The sequence below is a fragment of the Enterobacter sp. Taxon_8 genome (genome assembly GCF_058354585.1).
On record NZ_CM177989.1, the window covers coordinates 1,994,377 to 2,012,659 of the forward strand.

General features: G+C 52.3%; 18 protein-coding genes and 1 other annotated feature (1 of these 19 cut by a window edge). Of the genes, 11 read left to right on the forward strand and 7 right to left on the reverse strand.

Annotation, left to right across the window (positions count from 1 at the left end; genetic code table 11):
* Positions 1-55 (reverse strand) — a sequence feature (Trp leader region); it reaches 40 nt to the left of the window's first position.
* Complete coding sequence (gene trpL / locus AC4IBF_RS09440) at positions 32-76, reverse strand: trp operon leader peptide (protein ID WP_106993556.1); 45 nt, start codon at positions 74-76, stop codon at positions 32-34. (Overlaps the previous feature by 24 nt.)
* 139 nt (positions 77-215) lie before the next feature.
* Between trpL and rnm the strand changes: the two genes are divergently transcribed.
* From rnm to AC4IBF_RS09455, 3 genes are all read left to right on the forward strand, one after another.
* Positions 216-1,097 carry an RNase RNM gene (gene rnm / locus AC4IBF_RS09445; RefSeq protein ID WP_039266532.1) on the forward strand — a complete coding sequence of 294 codons (882 nt, stop codon included), beginning with the start codon at positions 216-218 and terminating at the stop codon, positions 1,095-1,097.
* On the forward strand, positions 1,094-1,714 hold the full coding sequence (locus tag AC4IBF_RS09450; RefSeq protein WP_003856793.1) for an L-threonylcarbamoyladenylate synthase: 621 nt from the start codon (positions 1,094-1,096) through the stop codon (positions 1,712-1,714). Before rnm ends, AC4IBF_RS09450 begins: the two co-directional genes overlap by 4 nt.
* Positions 1,715-1,874: 160 nt before the next feature.
* Positions 1,875-3,515: a tyrosine-type recombinase/integrase gene (locus tag AC4IBF_RS09455; RefSeq protein ID WP_240741434.1), complete on the forward strand. Its 1,641-nt coding sequence runs from the start codon at positions 1,875-1,877 to the stop codon at positions 3,513-3,515.
* Between the two features lie 306 nt (positions 3,516-3,821).
* Here AC4IBF_RS09455 and AC4IBF_RS09460 read toward each other — a convergent pair whose 3' ends face one another.
* Complete coding sequence (locus AC4IBF_RS09460) at positions 3,822-4,955, reverse strand: PAAR domain-containing protein (protein ID WP_133294578.1); 1,134 nt, start codon at positions 4,953-4,955, stop codon at positions 3,822-3,824.
* Positions 4,955-5,428 (reverse strand): PAAR domain-containing protein, encoded by a 474-nt coding sequence (locus AC4IBF_RS09465; RefSeq protein ID WP_133294577.1) that lies wholly within the window; start codon positions 5,426-5,428, stop codon positions 4,955-4,957. Before AC4IBF_RS09465 ends, AC4IBF_RS09460 begins: the two co-directional genes overlap by 1 nt.
* A 372-nt stretch (positions 5,429-5,800) precedes the next feature.
* On the opposite strand from AC4IBF_RS09465, the gene rluB reads away from it, so the two are divergent.
* The gene (gene rluB / locus AC4IBF_RS09470) at positions 5,801-6,676 is read left to right on the forward strand and encodes a 23S rRNA pseudouridine(2605) synthase RluB (protein ID WP_023312076.1); all 876 of its coding nucleotides are present in this window, start codon (positions 5,801-5,803) and stop codon (positions 6,674-6,676) included.
* A gap of 35 nt (positions 6,677-6,711) precedes the next feature.
* On the opposite strand, the gene cobO is transcribed toward rluB, so the two are convergent.
* Both cobO and AC4IBF_RS09480 read right to left on the reverse strand, forming a co-directional pair.
* Complete coding sequence (cobO, locus tag AC4IBF_RS09475) at positions 6,712-7,302, reverse strand: cob(I)yrinic acid a,c-diamide adenosyltransferase (protein WP_045908891.1); 591 nt, start codon at positions 7,300-7,302, stop codon at positions 6,712-6,714.
* On the reverse strand, positions 7,299-8,060 hold the full coding sequence (locus AC4IBF_RS09480; RefSeq protein WP_136194978.1) for a YciK family oxidoreductase: 762 nt from the start codon (positions 8,058-8,060) through the stop codon (positions 7,299-7,301). Before AC4IBF_RS09480 ends, cobO begins: the two co-directional genes overlap by 4 nt.
* A gap of 251 nt (positions 8,061-8,311) precedes the next feature.
* On the opposite strand from AC4IBF_RS09480, the gene sohB reads away from it, so the two are divergent.
* Positions 8,312-9,358, forward strand: a complete 1,047-nt coding sequence (sohB, locus tag AC4IBF_RS09485) for a protease SohB (protein ID WP_136194977.1) — start codon at positions 8,312-8,314, stop codon at positions 9,356-9,358.
* Between the two features lie 34 nt (positions 9,359-9,392).
* On the opposite strand, the gene AC4IBF_RS09490 is transcribed toward sohB, so the two are convergent.
* The gene (locus AC4IBF_RS09490) at positions 9,393-9,644 is read right to left on the reverse strand and encodes a YciN family protein (protein ID WP_003856804.1); all 252 of its coding nucleotides are present in this window, start codon (positions 9,642-9,644) and stop codon (positions 9,393-9,395) included.
* Between the two features lie 399 nt (positions 9,645-10,043).
* Here AC4IBF_RS09490 and topA point away from each other — a divergent pair, with 399 nt between their 5' ends.
* The 6 genes from topA (at position 10,044) to acnA (ending at position 17,529) form a co-directional block, all read left to right on the forward strand.
* Positions 10,044-12,641 (forward strand): type I DNA topoisomerase, encoded by a 2,598-nt coding sequence (gene topA, locus AC4IBF_RS09495; RefSeq protein ID WP_133294573.1) that lies wholly within the window; start codon positions 10,044-10,046, stop codon positions 12,639-12,641.
* A 187-nt stretch (positions 12,642-12,828) separates the two neighbouring features.
* Entirely contained in the window at positions 12,829-13,803 is a 975-nt protein-coding gene (gene cysB, locus AC4IBF_RS09500) for an HTH-type transcriptional regulator CysB (protein ID WP_008502814.1), read from the forward strand.
* Between the two features lie 338 nt (positions 13,804-14,141).
* Entirely contained in the window at positions 14,142-14,282 is a 141-nt protein-coding gene (locus tag AC4IBF_RS09505) for a YmiA family putative membrane protein (RefSeq protein WP_213327741.1), read from the forward strand.
* 2 nt (positions 14,283-14,284) lie between these two features.
* Positions 14,285-14,455 carry a YciX family protein gene (locus AC4IBF_RS09510; protein ID WP_032656727.1) on the forward strand — a complete coding sequence of 57 codons (171 nt, stop codon included), beginning with the start codon at positions 14,285-14,287 and terminating at the stop codon, positions 14,453-14,455.
* 138 nt (positions 14,456-14,593) lie between these two features.
* Positions 14,594-14,692 (forward strand): small membrane protein YmiC, encoded by a 99-nt coding sequence (gene ymiC / locus AC4IBF_RS09515; protein WP_032623144.1) that lies wholly within the window; start codon positions 14,594-14,596, stop codon positions 14,690-14,692.
* A 161-nt stretch (positions 14,693-14,853) separates the two neighbouring features.
* On the forward strand, positions 14,854-17,529 hold the full coding sequence (acnA, locus tag AC4IBF_RS09520) for an aconitate hydratase AcnA (RefSeq protein WP_348942761.1): 2,676 nt from the start codon (positions 14,854-14,856) through the stop codon (positions 17,527-17,529).
* A 37-nt stretch (positions 17,530-17,566) separates the two neighbouring features.
* Here acnA and ribA read toward each other — a convergent pair whose 3' ends face one another.
* A complete protein-coding gene (gene ribA / locus AC4IBF_RS09525; protein WP_008501210.1) occupies positions 17,567-18,157 on the reverse strand; it encodes a GTP cyclohydrolase II in 591 nt (196 codons plus the stop codon).
* Between the last annotated feature and the right edge of the window lie 126 nt (positions 18,158-18,283).

An 18,283-nucleotide genomic window follows, 5' to 3' on the forward strand; every position in this document is an offset into this window, starting at 1 on the left:
CATTTCGCAGACGCGTGACACTGCCCGAAGATCAGGAAGTACGCCACCAACCGTGCAGAGTGAAATGCGCTGTCATTTTCAGATACCTTTCTCGTGTGAACTTGCGTACTAGTTAACTAGTTCGATGGCGTGTTGTCAACCCTTGATTTCAGAATTTCACGTTAAGTCGGTATCATGGCGGTTTCGGATGTCTTCAACCTGTTATGGGAAGTGCTTTGAGCGATACCACCTACGCGATTATTTATGATTTACACAGCCATACTCAGGCCTCTGATGGCCTGCTGACACCCGAAGCCCTGGTTCATCGTGCCGTTGAAATGCGCATCGGCACGCTGGCGATAACCGATCACGATACGACGGATGCCATTCCGGCAGCGCGCGCCGAGATTGCCCGCTGCGGGCTGGCACTCAATCTGGTGTCCGGCGTCGAGATTTCGACCGTCTGGGAAAACCATGAGATTCATATCGTTGGCCTGAACATCGATATAGACCATCCGGCACTTATTGAGTTTTTGCAAGAACAAAAAACGCGCCGCAACCAGCGCGCAGAGATGATCGGCGAGCGTCTGGAAAAGGCACATATTCCTGGCGCGCTGGAAGGTGCGCAAAAGCTGGCGAACGGCGGGGCGGTTACGCGCGGTCATTTCGCCCGTTTTCTGGTAGAGGCGGGTAAAGCCACGACGATGGCGGATGTCTTTAAAAAGTATCTGGCGCGCGGGAAAACCGGATACGTTCCGCCACAGTGGTGTACAATAAAACAAGCTATTGATGTGATTCATCATTCTGGCGGTAAGGCCGTGCTGGCCCATCCGGGGCGGTATAATCTTTCTGCTAAATGGCTGAAAAGGCTGCTGGCGCACTTTGCCGAAAACGGTGGTGAGGCGATGGAAGTCGCCCAGTGTCAGCAGGCGCCCAACGAGCGCGCGCAGCTCGCGACCTATGCCCGACAGTACGGCCTGCTTGGGTCACAGGGTTCTGATTTCCATCAGCCCTGCGCCTGGATCGAACTGGGGCGCAAGCTCTGGCTGCCCGCTGGCGTTGAGCCGGTCTGGCAGCTCTGGGAACAGCCGCAGCAATTTGAAGAGAGGGAAGTATGAGTCAGTTTTTCTATATCCATCCGGATAACCCGCAGCCACGCCTGATTAACCAGGCCGTGGAGATCGTCCGCAAAGGCGGCGTGATTGTCTACCCGACCGATTCCGGCTACGCGCTGGGCTGCAAAATTGAAGATAAAGGGGCGATGGAACGCATTTGCCGTATTCGCCAGCTGCCGGACGGCCATAACTTTACCCTGATGTGCCGCGATCTTTCTGAGCTGTCGACCTATGCTTATGTCGATAACGTGGCGTTTCGCCTGATTAAGAACAACACGCCGGGCAACTACACCTTCATCCTGAAAGGGACCAAAGAAGTGCCGCGTCGTCTGCTGCAGGAAAAACGTAAAACCATCGGCATGCGCGTGCCGTCGAACCCGATTGCGCAGGCGCTGCTGGAAACCCTCGGTGAACCAATGCTCTCTACCTCGCTGATGCTGCCAGGCAGCGAGTTTACCGAGTCCGATCCGGAAGAGATCAAAGATCGTCTGGAGAAGGTGGTCGAGCTGATTATTCACGGCGGTTATCTCGGCCAGCAGCCGACCACCGTGGTCGACTTAACCGAAGATGCACCGGAAGTGATTCGAGAAGGCGTGGGTGACGTAAAGCCTTTCTTGTAATGGTATAAGCAGATATACTACGCGGCCATCAAAGCAGGGCTCGGCCCTCTTTTGACCTGATTCGACGCCTGTGAAGGCGCTAAATTTCCATGTTAAATCAAAGCGTTGGCGTTAACCTTATGATATGTAAAACAAAAGGGTCAACGCAATGAGGAACAGAGTGTACAACAGACATCCTCGATTCACGACGAAGCGCGGTAACGTCTACTACATCAACTTTCGACTTCCCGACGGAACATTTTTCCGTCGTAGCCTCGGCACAGATTCATTGCAAGCGGTCGAGGTTACAATGTCACGTCTAAGTGCTTACATCCCCCTTGTTCAAAATTGTTCGCTGTCCGTCGAACAGTTCAAAATGCACATTGACGGTTTCAGAGAGGCCACTCAGCGCGATTTCGATACTTATCTGTTGGATTGGTTGCGGATGGGCGTTGATGAGGCTAAACGAATGCCTGAACTTGGACGGCTCCAGCGCCAGATTGATTCTGATGCTGCGATCTCTCCGACTACCAGTGTGACTGAGGCGAAAGGCCGCGCGGATGTTCATCTGAATAGGGTGTACAGCGGCGATGATTCAACAGCGCGAATGCTACTTGCCACTTTGTTTAAGAAGAAGGTTTCCTTTGACCAAAGTGATGTAGAACAGGCTTACGAGGTGGCGGGGCAGATTGATTTACATCAGGCTATGCTCCAGCAAGCCTACGATGCTTTCTATTCTGGTGATCTTGTTCGATATCGCACTTTGGTCGATGAGATGCAATCTAAGCTAACAGAAGCCGAACGGTTGAAGAATCCAGTAACTAAACAGGTTGTAGTGCCAACTGTTGAGCCTGAAAGTAACGCTACGCCTCTGCTCTCTGTTGCATGGAAAATGTTTACCACTGAGAAAGGAAAGGGCTGGGCGGCGACTGTCGCCAACGAAAACCAGCGTTTCTATGATGTGTTGATGCATGTTATCGGTGATCTTCCTGTCGGAGCGATCACGAAGCAGCACCTACGGCAAACTATTACCGTTATTGAAAATCTTCCTCGTCGAAATAGAAAGCCTTACTGCGAAATGACGCTTATAGAGTGCATTGATTTTGATGTGCCGGAAGAGGATTTGATGAGCAGCGCCAACGTCAAAAAGCATCTCAAGATTTACTCCTCATTCTTCAAAGACTTCCTGAAAGATGAAAAGGACAATTTAGAGAAAGCCCCGACAGAAGGTATCAAATACGAGGTAACGGAAAACAAGGGCGGCTCTTACTCTAAACCTGAGATGCAGCGCCTTGTAAAGCATCTGAACACTTGCGCCGATTGGCGACGTGATTATTTTCTGACTCTGATATATACCGGAGCACGCCGGGGCGAAATCGCTGCTATCCGCAAAGAGCACATTCGAAAAGATGAGGAAACGCGGCGCAGGTATATTTTCATTGACGGCGGCAAAACTGATCAGGCTGTACGGCAGATACCACTAAACGCAGTCTTAGAAAAGTTACTTTTAGCGCGTATTAAATCGCTCAAATCTTCCGATCCTGTTTTCGGTGATTTGCCGACCTATGAACAGATCGGGCTTGAATGGAACAGCATTATGGCTCATTGCAACATACAAAAGTTTAATGAGTTTGGACAGAAGAGGGTGATCCATGCTCTTCGTCACACTTTCATTTCAGAGGCAATGACAAAAGTCTTGCCCGTAATGGTGCAGTTCTGCGTCGGACACTCCAGAACTCAATCGTTAGGTATCACCGCAAGGTACACGCATAGGCCACCGTTGAGAGACTTACTTCAGGTGGTTGATTGCATAAGTTGGTAAAACTACCTCACCAACGGGAAATAAGGCTGGTGGAGTCCAGCCTTTGGCGGTCATCTCACCTTTTTGAAGATAAGTAGGATCAGAGGTACACTGATCACGAAACCATAAATTGCTGCATCAAAAACACCGCTTGTAGCTTGACCAAGTGAATCAACCGCTTGGTAATACTCTTTCAATGGAACAGGATTTGAGACAAGAGTCTGATTTTCAGAGAAAACCGCGAATGCTTGCGAGGCTACAAACAGTCCGAGGAAGTAACCTACGCTGACAATGCAAATCCCTCCCCATCGGAGAATGGTTTTAGTCCTATTCGTCAACGTCATAAGATCCACCTAATACACCGCCAAAAGTACCGCTGGAATACTGTGATAATGAATCGCCTGTAGCCGCTGCTTCGGCTGCAATGTGCTGAACTTTACCCTTTGGCGACTCTTGGTATCGCGGCAAATTATCCTTGTTGGGATACATTTTTTTAAACTCGCCTGTCATTTCAACAACTGTCATTGATGAGAAGTCAGAACTTTTTGACTCAAGATAACGTTGCAATGAGACAGGGATTGTGAAATCTTCTTCGGATTCTATAGGAATCTGCGTCGTAGTAGATGTGTAGTTGTGCTCGAATACCCTTGAACCAGCAAACTTAATCCCTTCGACAGAGTGAGTGGTACAGTTGTTTCCTGTTACATCGTACTCATCAATTGTGCGGCCTCTGCGTTGGGTTGTTTCTTTCATTTCCGATGTGCGAATCGCTGGTTCACCCTTATTCCAAAGATCTTCAAAGAACTGCCTTGTTTTCGTCGGATCAGCATCATCTATTCGAAACGCTCTTGCGCCCATCCGGTACAACTCTGCTCTATAGTAAACCCTCGCATCTTCACCTTGCAGAAAGTTTAAAATTCCATCACCAGTTAAATTCCCTGGGCCCGTTCTGCCGTAGCGACCATAGGTATAGAGATAAATCGAATTGTCTTGATGTACGGAAACGAACGCATGTCCTGCGTCCGTGGTTTCAGTCCAGAGGTAAACGCCGTTCAATAGCGGGTTATTTTCTGGCTTGCAGGTGTCAGCAAAGTTATCAGTTTTAGGATCTGCAATAGGCCCCGGAAGCACAGGCATCGCGACGAGATGAGATAGATCGATGTGCGTTACTGTTGGTTCTCCACCAAGCTCATAATCATCATCCCAGTTTGATGGAACAAATTTCGATTTGCATGGGCAGGAGCTAAAGCTGTGTAGCGTTCCGGCTATCCTTTTACCATGTATGTCGTCTTCAAGCCCGCCGCAAATACGGTAATATCCAGGATGTTTGCCGCAGGTCACTTTATGACCTTCGCAAGCCATGTCTTTATCGAAAAACTGATGATCGGTACATCCTTCAAGGATTTTTCCGCCGCAAACAGTCTTATCACCTCTAAACAGAAAGTAACCTTTGACTCCCATTAGTGCTTACTCTCTGGCATGGTCAGGAATCCTTCCGGGAGTGTGTCACCTTCACGGAATACCAGCCTGCTTCTGGATTGTGGTGTTGAGATTATTTCGTCGCCATTATCAAGCATACTGCCAACGAGTGCAGCGGATGCGCCCTGCATGATTCGGGCCTTGCCAGCACCGGAAATAATAGTGGCCTCGCTGCCATCAGCATATACAACCTTGTCACCAACCCGAGCAACTTGTAGCCCTCCTGTAGTCGCACTGCCTGAAGCGTGGCGAATGACCCCGCCGCGACGGGTCAGACTTCCAACGACTGCAAACCGGAAAATGTGAGCTAACGGGCGGCTTAAATACTGTTCATTTATTTCTTCAAGTTCTTTCCGGGTTTTGTCGTCGCAAAGTGACAAAAGCTCCTCGTCATAGGGTGGCTGTGAAGAGGATTCCCGGAGTTCAGGCATGATCTCGTTGGTGTATTGCTGCATAAGTCCCTCTACTTGTTATGGAAACAATCATCGTGGTCATTTTACAAACAATAACCACATGCGCAACAAGTATTAGACTTAAGTGAAACTGAAATTCGTTACAAGCAGTAAAGAGGGAGTTGATCCTCCTCGAATGTCCTGGTGTATTTGCACTGTTCGGACGGTCTGATCGTGACGGTTACGCCCCTTTTTTTGTTTAAAACTTAATCATAGGCAAAGTTTTAAGTGGTGAACACGCTGTACAACAAAGTAGGTTACAACGTGGTGAACATCGCGTATAATGGCATTCAGTAAAATATGCTAACGCATTGATTTATATAGATTTGTTAGTGCCTGTTCGACGCCTGTGAAGGCGACACCTGAGGAAGCTCAATGAGCGAGAAGTTACAGAAAGTGCTGGCGCGTGCCGGCCACGGTTCACGCCGTGAAATCGAAGCCATTATTGAAGCGGGCCGCGTGAGTGTGGACGGTAAAATCGCCACGCTGGGTGACCGCGTAGAAATCGTACCGGGGCTGAAGATCCGTATCGACGGTCATCTTATCTCCGTGAAAGAGTCCGCTGAGCAGATCTGCCGCGTGCTGGCTTATTATAAGCCGGAAGGCGAGCTGTGTACCCGCAATGACCCGGAAGGTCGCCCGACGGTGTTTGACCGTCTGCCTAAACTGCGTGGCGCTCGCTGGATTGCCGTTGGTCGTCTGGACGTGAATACCTGCGGTCTACTGCTGTTTACCACCGATGGTGAACTGGCAAACCGTCTGATGCATCCAAGCCGTGAAGTGGAACGTGAATACGCGGTGCGCGTGTTCGGCCAGGTTGATGAGAATAAACTGCGCGATCTCTCGCGTGGCGTTCAGCTGGAAGACGGTCCTGCGGCGTTCAAAACCATCAAGTTTACCGGTGGGGAAGGCATTAACCAGTGGTACAACGTGACCCTGACCGAAGGCCGCAACCGCGAAGTGCGTCGTCTCTGGGAAGCGGTAGGCGTGCAGGTTAGCCGCCTGATCCGCGTCCGCTACGGCGACATCCTGCTGCCGAAAGGTTTGCCGCGTGGGGGTTATACCGAACTGGATCTGACCCAAACCAACTACCTGCGCGAGCTGGTCGGCCTGACGCCGGAAACCACCTCTAAAGTGGCGGTGGAGAAAGATCGTCGCCGCATGAAGGCGAACCAGATTCGCCGTGCGGTGAAGCGTCACAGCCAGGTGAGCAGCAGCCGCCGCTCCGGCAGCCGTAATAACAACGGTTAACGTAAAAGCCCGGTGAAGTCACCGGGCTTTTTTCTTTAGTAATCAATCCCAATTTGCGCTTTGATGCCCGCATCAAACGCATGTTTAACCGGACGCAGCTCGCTGACGGTATCTGCCAGCTCCAGAATATCCCGATGACACCCGCGGCCCGTGATGATGACCGTCTGATGGGCGGGACGGTCTTTCAGTGCATTAAGCACGTCTTCCAGCGGCAAATAGTCGTAGGCGACCATATAGGTGATCTCATCCAGCAGAACCATATTGAGTGAAGGATCGGCCAGCATTCTTTTAGCGTGCTCCCAGACGGCCAGACAGGCGGCGGTGTCGGTTTCACGATTCTGGGTGTCCCACGTAAATCCGGTCGCCATCACCTGAAACTCAACCCCGTGGGGCTCAAGCAGATTACGCTCGCCGTTAGGCCACTCACCTTTAATAAACTGGATAACGCCGACCTTCTGCCCGTGGCCGACGGCGCGGGTAGCGGTGCCAAACGCGGCGGTGGTTTTGCCTTTGCCGTTGCCGGTAAAGACGATGACGATCCCTCGCTCGTCCTGTGCTGCCGCGACGCGCGCATCGACCTGTTCTTTCAGACGCTGCTGGCGCTGCTGATGACGTTCTTCACTCATTGCGAAATTCCTGGTTTACGGCCCGGCTGGGCGTCGAAGGTCATCCCGGTTTTGCGGCGGCTGTCGTCGCCCATCAGCCAGAGATAGAGCGGCATAATGTCTGCCGGGGTTTTCAGCTTCTGCGGATCTTCGCTCGGGAACGCGCTGGCGCGCATTTTGGTGCGCGTACCGCCCGGGTTAATGCAGTTTACGCGCAGATGGCGACTTTGATACTCCTCCGCCAGTACCTGCATCATGCCTTCGGTCGCGAATTTGGATACGGCATAGGCTCCCCAGTTTGCACGTCCTTCACGACCAACGCTGGAAGAGGTAAAGACCAGAGACCCTGACTCGGATTTGAGTAATAAAGGAAGCAATGCCTGCGTAAGGAAAAACGTGCCGTTGACGTTGACCTGCATCACCTGCTGCCAGATATCAGGATCCTGTTCATCCATCGGACGCACTTCACCTAACAAGCCGGCGTTATGAAGTACGCCGTCGAGTCTCGGATAGTGAGCGCTAATGCGCAGGGCTAATTCCTGGCACACTGCGGGCGTGCAGGTCAGTAAATCGAGGGTATACCACGGGGCTGGCGTACCAGATACCGACTCAATCTCCTGAGCGACGCTTTTCAGTTTTTCTTCGTTGCGCCCAATCAGAATGACGTTCGCGCCATATTCGGCGTATGTCAGGGCCGCCTCGCGACCAATCCCGTCGCTGGCACCGGTGACAAGAATAATCCGGTTTTGCAGCAGATTTTTTTGCGGTTGATAATGCACGGTGACTCCTCAGGCGACCGGTAACGCAATGGCGCCTTTATGATGACTTTTCGGCTTTATGCCCGAATTCGCCTGATAATTCAATCAGTCTACAGGACGCATTACAGTAAAATTAACAATTTGCAAATATTTAAAGACCAGCCCGGGGATTCCTGAAGGCGGCTCGCAGAGGTAATGTCACGAGCGAGACGCATGGGCAGGGCTGTTGTACACTGCCGTGAAAGATTCGTGGTTAAATCAAGGTGGAACGCGTGGAATTACTTTCTCAATATGGGTTGTTTTTGGCCAAAATCGCGACGGTGGTGGTTGCCATTGCGGTAGTTGCCGTTCTGATTGTCAACCTGACGCAGCGCAAGCGTCAGCGTGGGGAGTTACGCATCACCCGCCTGAGCGAGCAGTATAAAGAGATGCAGGATGATATGTCTCTGGCGCTGCTTGATAGTCATCAACAGAAACTCTGGCTGAAAGCGCAGAAGAAAAAGCATAAACAGGAAGCTAAAGCGGCAAAAGCAAAAGCAAAACTCAATGCGCCGCAGGATAAGGCCACGCCACGGGTCTATGTGCTCGATTTTAAAGGCAGTATGGATGCGCATGAGGTTTCTTCTCTGCGGGAGGAGGTAACTGCCGTTCTGGCCGTGGCGACACCGCAGGATCAGGTTGTCGTGCGCCTTGAAAGCCCGGGCGGGGTGGTTCACGGTTACGGGCTGGCCGCCTCACAGCTGCAGCGCCTGCGTGAAAAACAGATCCCGCTGACCGTGGCCGTGGATAAAGTGGCAGCGAGCGGTGGCTACATGATGGCCTGCGTGGCGGACAAAATTGTTGCCGCGCCGTTCTCAATTATTGGCTCGATCGGCGTGGTTGCGCAGATCCCGAACTTTAACCGCTTCCTGAAAAATAAAGAGATTGATATCGAACTTCACACGGCGGGTCAGTACAAACGCACCCTGACGCTGCTGGGGGAAAACACGGAGGAAGGGCGTCAAAAATTCCGTGAGGATCTCAACGAAACGCATCATCTCTTTAAAGATTTTGTGCACCGTATGCGCCCGACGCTGGACATTGAGCTGGTCGCGACGGGTGAGCACTGGTACGGCGTTCAGGCGCAGGAGAAAGGGCTGGTAGATGAAGTCGGAACCAGCGACGATCTGCTGCTCAACCTGATGGAAGGTAGGGAACTGGTAGGCGTCCGCTTTGCTCAGCGCAAGCGACTGATGGACCGCTTTACCAACAGTGCGGCAGAAAGTGCTGACCGCCTGCTGCTGCGCTGGCTACAGCGCGGACAAAAACCGCTGTTGTAAACAAAAACGCGAGGCACATGCCTCGCGTTTTGCGTTAATCGACCAGGTGATATTTCTCTGAAAGCGTATGCGCCAGATATTTAAACATGTTAAACACGGCGGTGCTTTTCGGGGTCGGCAACCCCTGTTCGTCAAGGAAGTATTCGCCGCTGAAAACCAGCACCCCATTACGCTGTTCTACGCCGGTGGCTTCAATACCCGCCAGCGTATCTTCATGGTCACGGATAAGCTTGTTTGCTTCGATAAGCAGAGAGGCTCGGTCAATAGGTTGGGTCGTATTCTGCATAATCCACTCCTTAAACAGTGACAATAGTCTACGCCGGGGGCGCTTTGGGGGCAAATTTCCCCTGTAATGTGAGGGGATAAGCTGCAGGGGCCTGGCTGGCGGGATTTGCTTTTGCATGCTAATAAAGTTGCGTAACGAATTTTATCAGGTAGAGTGTGCGCTTTCGTCATTCTGGCAACAGAATTGCTTGACATTCAACCGGGAATTCGTCACGAATTACACGAGATGTGAGAAAAATACCCGAGAACTCAATCACCTGGGCGTCTTTTCTTTAACGCCCGGTAAGACAAAGGGGTTGATATCTCCTGACGCAGTCGCAATATCATTGGCTCGTCGTCAGCGGAAGGGAAATCAACGTGCGGCGTATTCCTGGAAGAATTAAATTAGGTAAAGGTGAATATGGGTAAAGCTCTCGTCATCGTTGAGTCCCCGGCAAAAGCCAAAACGATCAATAAGTATCTGGGTAATGACTACGTGGTTAAGTCCAGCGTTGGTCATATCCGCGATTTGCCGACCAGTGGCTCAGCCAGCAAAAAGAGCGCAGACTCTACCTCCACCAAAGGGGCTAAAAAGCCTAAAAAGGATGAACGTAGCGCGCTTGTCAACCGCATGGGTGTTAACCCATGGCATAACTGGGATGCACAATATGAAGTGCTTCCAGGGAAAGAAAAAGTCGTTAACGAGCTGAAGCAGCTTGCTGAAAAAGCAGACCACATCTATCTCGCAACCGACCTTGACCGCGAAGGGGAAGCCATTGCGTGGCACCTGCGGGAAGTGATTGGTGGTGATGACAAACGCTACAGCCGTGTAGTGTTTAACGAAATTACGAAGAATGCGATTCGTCAGGCGTTTGAGAAGCCGGGCGAACTGAATATTGACCGTGTAAACGCCCAGCAGGCACGTCGCTTTATGGACCGCGTTGTGGGCTACATGGTTTCTCCACTGCTGTGGAAGAAGATTGCCCGTGGCCTGTCCGCAGGGCGTGTGCAATCCGTCGCCGTGCGTCTGGTCGTTGAGCGTGAGCGCGAGATTAAAGCCTTCGTCCCGGAAGAGTTCTGGGAAGTTGACGCCAATGTGACCACGCCGGGCGGTGACGCTCTGCCGCTGCAGGTCAGCCATCAGAACGATAAGCCTTTCCGTCCAGAAAACCGCGACCAGACTATGGCCGCCGTGGCGCTGCTTGAAAAGGCACGCTATCAGGTGCTGGAACGTGAAGACAAACCGACCAGCAGTAAGCCTGGTGCGCCGTTTATCACCTCCACCCTGCAACAGGCTGCAAGCACGCGTCTGGGTTATGGCGTGAAGAAGACCATGATGATGGCCCAGCGTCTGTATGAAGCGGGCTACATCACCTACATGCGTACCGACTCGACCAACCTAAGCCAGGACGCGGTCAATATGGTGCGTGGCTACATCAGCGACAACTTCGGTAAGAAATACCTGCCGGAAAGCGCTAACCAGTTTGCCAGCAAAGAGAACTCTCAGGAAGCGCACGAAGCGATTCGTCCTTCTGATGTCTCTGTCCTGGCTGAATCGCTGAAGGATATGGAAGCCGACGCGCAGAAGCTGTATCAGCTGATCTGGCGCCAGTTCGTGGCGTGCCAGATGACGCCAGCGCAGTACGATTCCACCACGCTGACCGTAGGCGCGGGTGAGTTCCGTCTTAAAGCTCGCGGTCGTATCCTGCGTTTTGACGGCTGGACGAAAGTGATGCCTGCGCTGCGTAAAGGCGATGAAGACCGAACGCTGCCGGCGGTGAACAAAGGGGATGAACTCTCGCTGGTTGACCTCGTGCCAGCCCAGCACTTCACCAAGCCGCCTGCGCGCTTCAGTGAAGCGTCCCTGGTGAAAGAGCTGGAAAAACGCGGTATTGGTCGTCCTTCGACCTACGCGTCCATCATCTCGACGATTCAGGACCGTGGCTACGTGCGCGTTGAAAACCGCCGTTTCTATGCGGAAAAAATGGGTGAGATCGTCACCGACCGTCTGGAAGCTAACTTCCGCGAGTTGATGAACTACGATTTCACCGCGCAAATGGAAGACAGCCTCGACCAGGTTGCCAGCCATCAGGCGGAATGGAAAAAGGTACTCGACAGCTTCTTCAGCGACTTCACCGACCAGCTTGAAAAAGCGGAGAAAGATCCTGAAGAGGGCGGCATGCTGCCTAACCAGATGGTTCTGACCAGCATCGACTGTCCAACCTGTGGTCGCAAGATGGGGATCCGTACTGCCACGACGGGCGTATTCCTTGGCTGCTCCGGCTATGCGCTGTCGCCAAAAGAGCGCTGCAAAACCACCATCAACCTGGTGCCAGAGAACGAAGTTCTCAACGTGCTGGAAGGTGACGATGCGGAAACTAACGCGCTGCGTGCCAAACGCCGCTGCAAGAAATGCGGCACGGCAATGGACAGCTACCTGATCGATCCAAAACGTAAGCTGCACGTCTGCGGTAATAACCCAACGTGTGACGGGTATGAGATCGAAGAGGGTGAGTTCCGCATTAAGGGCTATGACGGCCCGATTGTGGAGTGTGAGAAGTGCGGTTCTGAAATGCACCTGAAAATGGGGCGTTTCGGTAAGTACATGGCGTGTACTAACGACGAGTGTAAAAACACGCGCAAAATTCTGCGTAACGGTGAAGTGGCTCCGCCGAAGGAAGATCCGGTTCCGCTGCCAGAGCTGCCGTGCGAGAAATCCGACGCGTACTTCGTGCTGCGCGACGGCGCTGCGGGTGTCTTCCTCGCCGCCAACACCTTCCCGAAATCGCGTGAAACGCGCGCGCCGCTGGTGGAAGAGCTGCATCGCTTCCGCGATCGTCTGCCTGAGAAACTGCGTTATCTGGCCGATGCGCCACAGCAGGATCCGGAAGGCAACAAAACCGTGGTGCGGTTTAGCCGTAAAACCAAGCAGCAGTATGTTGCGGCCGAGAAAGAGGGTAAAGCGACGGGATGGTCAGCTTTCTTTGTCGATGGCAAATGGGTTGAAGGCAAGAAATAATCTTCCCTTACCGTAACTTACCTGTAAAAGGGCCGGATTTCCGGCCCTTTTTTATTGCCTTGTTATTATTTTTTGTTCCGTACTATACAGTCAGGCTATAAATGATATAGTGGTTATAGTTAACCTGTTTCTTATTATTAAATCGTCTTAAGCGATTGACCGCATGCGCTAAATCGGATGGTCTGGCATGAAATTACAGCAGCTTCGTTATATCGTTGAGGTGGTGAATCATAACCTTAACGTCTCTTCTACCGCCGAGGGGTTGTATACCTCGCAACCGGGCATCAGCAAACAAGTTCGTATGCTGGAGGATGAACTAGGTATCCAGATATTTGCCCGCAGCGGTAAGCATCTTACCCAGGTGACGCCTGCGGGGCAGGAAATCATCCGCATTGCGCGGGAAGTCCTCTCTAAAGTCGATGCGATTAAGTCTGTGGCGGGGGAGCATACCTGGCCTGATAAAGGCTCGCTGTATATTGCCACGACGCATACTCAGGCGCGCTATGCGTTACCCGGCGTCATCAAAGGCTTTATAGAGCGTTATCCTCGCGTCTCTTTGCATATGCACCAGGGGTCGCCAACGCAAATCGCTGAAGCCGTTTCCAAGGGGAATGCAGACTTTGCCATCGCCACCGAAGCGCTTCACCTCTATGACGATCTGGTGATGCTCCCGTGCTACCACTGGAACCGTTCTATCGTGGTGACCCCCGATCACCCACTGGCAGGTAAAGGGTCGGTCACTATCGAAGAGCTGGCCCAATATCCCCTGGTAACGTATACGTTTGGCTTTACCGGACGCTCCGAGCTTGATACGGCCTTTAACCGGGCAGGGTTAACGCCGCGAATTGTCTTTACCGCGACGGATGCCGACGTGATTAAGACCTATGTGCGGCTTGGTCTGGGGGTGGGTGTTATTGCCAGCATGGCGGTGGACCCGGTGTCAGACCCTGACCTGGTGCGTCTTGATGCGCACGATGTTTTCAGTCATAGCACCACTAAGATTGGCTTCCGTCGTAGCACCTTCCTGCGCAGCTATATGTATGATTTTATTCAGCGCTTTGCCCCTCATTTAACGCGTGACGTTGTTGATACCGCCGTTGCATTACGCTCAAATGAAGATATTGAAGAGATGTTTAAAGACATCAAACTCCCCGAAAAATAATCACACCCGGTATCTTTCCCTAAGGGAAAGATACCGAAATAACGCCTCAAAGCTAAATTAGAATTATCATCATCTACGTATCCCCTGTCATATAATGTCATTATCCATTTAGTCAGTAAGGTTATAATGTCGTGAATTGGCGACAAAAGTAGAAACTAATTTACGCCTTCGCAAATTTTTCTTTTCAATTATTTATTTCTGGTCAAAAGAATGAATATTTCATACCTTCCGGTGCGTAAATTCACTGGCTTTTCGGCTAAAGTTTCTTTAGGATTTATCTCAACAGATGATTAATTGTACCAATTGTTTGGTCCTAAATGATAAGCGATGTCGATTGTATGAGGTTAGCAATGCCTTCAGGAAGTGAAGAACCGCAAAGGGATCCTGCGCTCAAGCGTAAAGCCTGGCTGGCGGTCTTTCTCGTCTCTACCCTGTTTTGGGTGGTGGTTGCTCTCCTGGCCTGGAAATATTGGGGTTGAATATGGCAGTGACGGTACGTACAGAAACGGTAAAACAGATGTGTCAGCATCGTGACAACGGCCACAGAGGGCGTAAAGCACCTGCGACTGTTGTACCCGCGTCCTGGAAACTGACGCCGCAGCAGCAAGCGTTTATTGATGTGTTCGCAGAAGACGAACCCAAAAAACAATAATTTAGTTTATTGCGTAATGATGCAAATAGTCTGAATATCGACTCTGCACTTTTGTACTCTTTAATAAATACACATCAGCAATATAGCACTGAGGACAAACCTCGGAACTTTTTATAAATAATGCCTGGTGTCCCTATGATGAATAACATGACGTCTCACAAATACTGGTCATGGATCGGCGTTTTTACCGTGTCGATTCTGTTCTGGAGTCAGCTCATCTGGTTGGCCCTCCACTAAATTGTAAAACCTCGCTACGGCGGGGTTTTTTGTTTTCCCGTTCGGGACCAATCCTAAATTTATCAATTTGGGTTGTTATCAAAACGTTACGACATCTTTGTGTTATCTTTAATTACGGCCCTGATGATTGTCGGGGCATCTCTGTGATTAAGGAGGAGCTTATGTCGTTAACCCTACGCGAAGCCAGTAAGGACACATTACAGGCAGAAAATAAAACCTGGCATTACTACAGCCTGCCGCTGGCTGCCAGAACGCTTGGGGACATTTCGCGTTTACCCAAGTCATTGAAAGTTTTACTGGAAAATCTTTTGCGCTGGCAGGACGGTGACTCTGTCACCCTCGATGATATCAAGGCGCTGGCAGGGTGGCTTGAAAATGCCCATGCCGACAGAGAAATCGCCTATCGCCCGGCCAGGGTGCTGATGCAGGACTTTACCGGTGTCCCTGCCGTCGTTGATTTAGCCGCGATGCGCGAGGCCGTTAAGCGTCTCGGCGGAGATACCGCAAAAGTGAATCCGCTTTCCCCTGTTGACCTTGTCATTGACCACTCCGTAACCGTTGACCGCTTTGGCGATGATGACGCCTTTGGCGAGAACGTGCGTCTCGAGATGGAACGTAACCACGAGCGGTATGTATTCCTGAAGTGGGGACAGCAGGCGTTCAGCCGGTTTAGCGTGGTCCCGCCGGGTACCGGTATTTGTCACCAGGTTAACCTTGAATATCTGGGGAAAGCCGTCTGGAGTGAGTTGCAGGATAAAGAGTGGGTCGCCTATCCGGACACGCTGGTGGGCACGGACTCCCATACCACTATGATTAACGGTCTGGGCGTGTTGGGCTGGGGCGTCGGCGGTATCGAAGCAGAAGCGGCCATGCTCGGCCAGCCGGTGTCCATGCTTATTCCTGACGTGGTGGGCTTCAAGCTTACCGGTAAGCTGTCTGAAGGCATTACTGCCACCGATCTGGTGCTCACCGTCACTCAGATGCTGCGTAAGCATGGTGTGGTGGGCAAGTTTGTCGAATTCTACGGTGATGGTCTGGATTCGCTGCCGCTGGCCGACCGTGCCACCATTGCCAATATGGCGCCGGAATACGGTGCAACCTGTGGCTTTTTCCCCATTGATGATGTCACGCTGGAATACATGCGCCTTAGCGGGCGCAGCGAAGAGCAGGTCGCGCTGGTGGAGGCCTATACCAAAGCGCAGGGCATGTGGCGAAACCCGGGTGATGAACCGGTCTTCACCAGTACGCTAGAACTCGATATGGGAAGCGTCGAGGCGAGCCTCGCCGGGCCGAAACGTCCGCAGGATCGGGTTGCGCTGAGTGACGTGCCAAAAGCCTTTGCCGCCAGCAATGCGCTGGAGGTGAACGTGGCGCAGAAAGACCATCGCCCCGTAGACTATGTTCTGAACGGACATCAGTATCAGCTCCCGGATGGCGCGGTAGTTATTGCAGCCATTACCTCTTGCACCAACACTTCGAACCCAAGCGTGTTAATGGCGGCTGGTTTGTTGGCTAAAAAGGCGGTAGAGCTTGGGCTAAAACCTCAGCCATGGGTCAAGGCCTCGCTGGCACCGGGTTCCAAAGTGGTATCGGATTACCTGGCGCAGGCCAAACTGACGCCGTACCTTGACGAACTGGGCTTTAACCTCGTGGGCTACGGCTGTACGACCTGTATTGGTAACTCCGGCCCGCTGCCTGAACCCATTGAAACGGCGATCAAGCAGGGTGACCTGACGGTAGGCGCGGTCCTGTCCGGTAACCGAAACTTTGAAGGGCGTATTCACCCGCTGGTGAAAACCAACTGGCTCGCCTCGCCGCCGCTGGTTGTGGCATATGCCCTGGCAGGGAACATGAATATCAACCTGGCGACCGATCCGATTGGTCACGATCGCAAGAATGACCCTGTCTACCTGAAAGATATTTGGCCATCATCGCGTGAAATCGCGCTGGCCGTTGAGAAGGTTTCTACCGAGATGTTCCGTAAAGAATACGCGGAAGTCTTTGAAGGCACGCCGGAATGGAAAGCCATCAACATTGCAGGTTCGGATACCTATGGCTGGCAGGATGACTCGACCTATATTCGTCTGTCGCCATTCTTTGATGAGATGCTGGCCGAGCCGGCACCGCTTAAGGATATCCACGGCGCGCGCATCCTGGCGATGCTGGGAGATTCCGTCACGACGGACCATATCTCTCCTGCGGGGAGTATCAAAGCCGATAGCCCGGCGGGCCGTTACCTGCAGAGCCGGGGCGTCGAGCGTCGCGATTTTAACTCCTACGGATCGCGTCGCGGCAACCATGAGGTGATGATGCGCGGGACCTTTGCCAACATCCGCATTCGTAACGAAATGGTACCTGGCGTGGAAGGGGGCATGACCCGTCATCTGCCGGGGACGGAAGTCGTGTCGATTTATGATGCGGCGGTCAAATATCAGCAGGAAGGTACGCCGCTGGCGGTGATCGCCGGGAAAGAGTACGGTTCCGGCTCCAGCCGCGACTGGGCGGCGAAAGGTCCGCGTCTGCTTGGCGTTCGCGTGGTCATCGCCGAATCGTTCGAACGTATTCACCGTTCGAATCTGATCGGTATGGGGATCCTGCCGCTTGAGTTCCCGCAGGGCGTGACGCGTAAAACGCTGGGCCTGACCGGGGAAGAGCTGATTGAGATTAGCGGTCTGCAAAGCCTGCAGCCGGGTAAAACGGTGCCGGTGAAGTTAACCCGTGCAGACGGGAAAACCGAGGTGCTGAATTGCCGGTGCCGTATAGATACGGCAACCGAGCTGACCTATTACCAGAACGACGGCATTTTACATTATGTGATTCGTAAGATGCTGGATTGATGATACGAGCCCGGCACGCGTGCCGGGCTTTTTAGCATCACTCTTTCAGCAGATGGCCCATTTTGGCTGCTTTGGTATCAAGGTAGTGGGCGTTTTTCGGGTTACGGCCGACAATCAGCGGTACACGCTCGACGATGTTGATCCCCGCTTCGGTCAGGATCTCCACTTTTTTCGGGTTATTGGTCAGCAGGCGAACTTCGTCCACGCCCAGCAGCTTGAACATATCGGCGCACAAGGTGAAGTCGCGTTCGTCAGCGGCAAAGCCGAGCTGATGGTTTGCTTCAACCGTATCGTAGCCCTGATCCTGAAGCGCGTAGGCGCGAATTTTATTTAGCAGGCCTATATTACGACCTTCCTGACGGTGATAAAGCAGCACGCCGCGGCCTTCTTCTGCAATATGAGACAGGGCGGCTTCCAGCTGGAAACCACAATCACAGCGCAGGCTGAACAGCGCGTCGCCGGTGAGACACTCTGAATGGACGCGGGACAGAACCGGCGTCTGCCCTGAAATGTCGCCATACACCAGCGCGACATGATCCTGTCCGGTTGCCAGTTCTTCAAAACCCACCATCAGGAAATCGCCCCAGGGGGTTGGCAGTTTGGCTTCTGCCACACGTTTAAGCTGCATGTGATTCTCCAGAGTAGGCTGACACGTTTCGTGCGTTTGCCCTGTTTTGCTTTCTGTATCAGTTCATTTTGCCACAAGCTCAGCAGGTTCGCCTAATGGGCACCATGCTATATGAACGTTAAACGC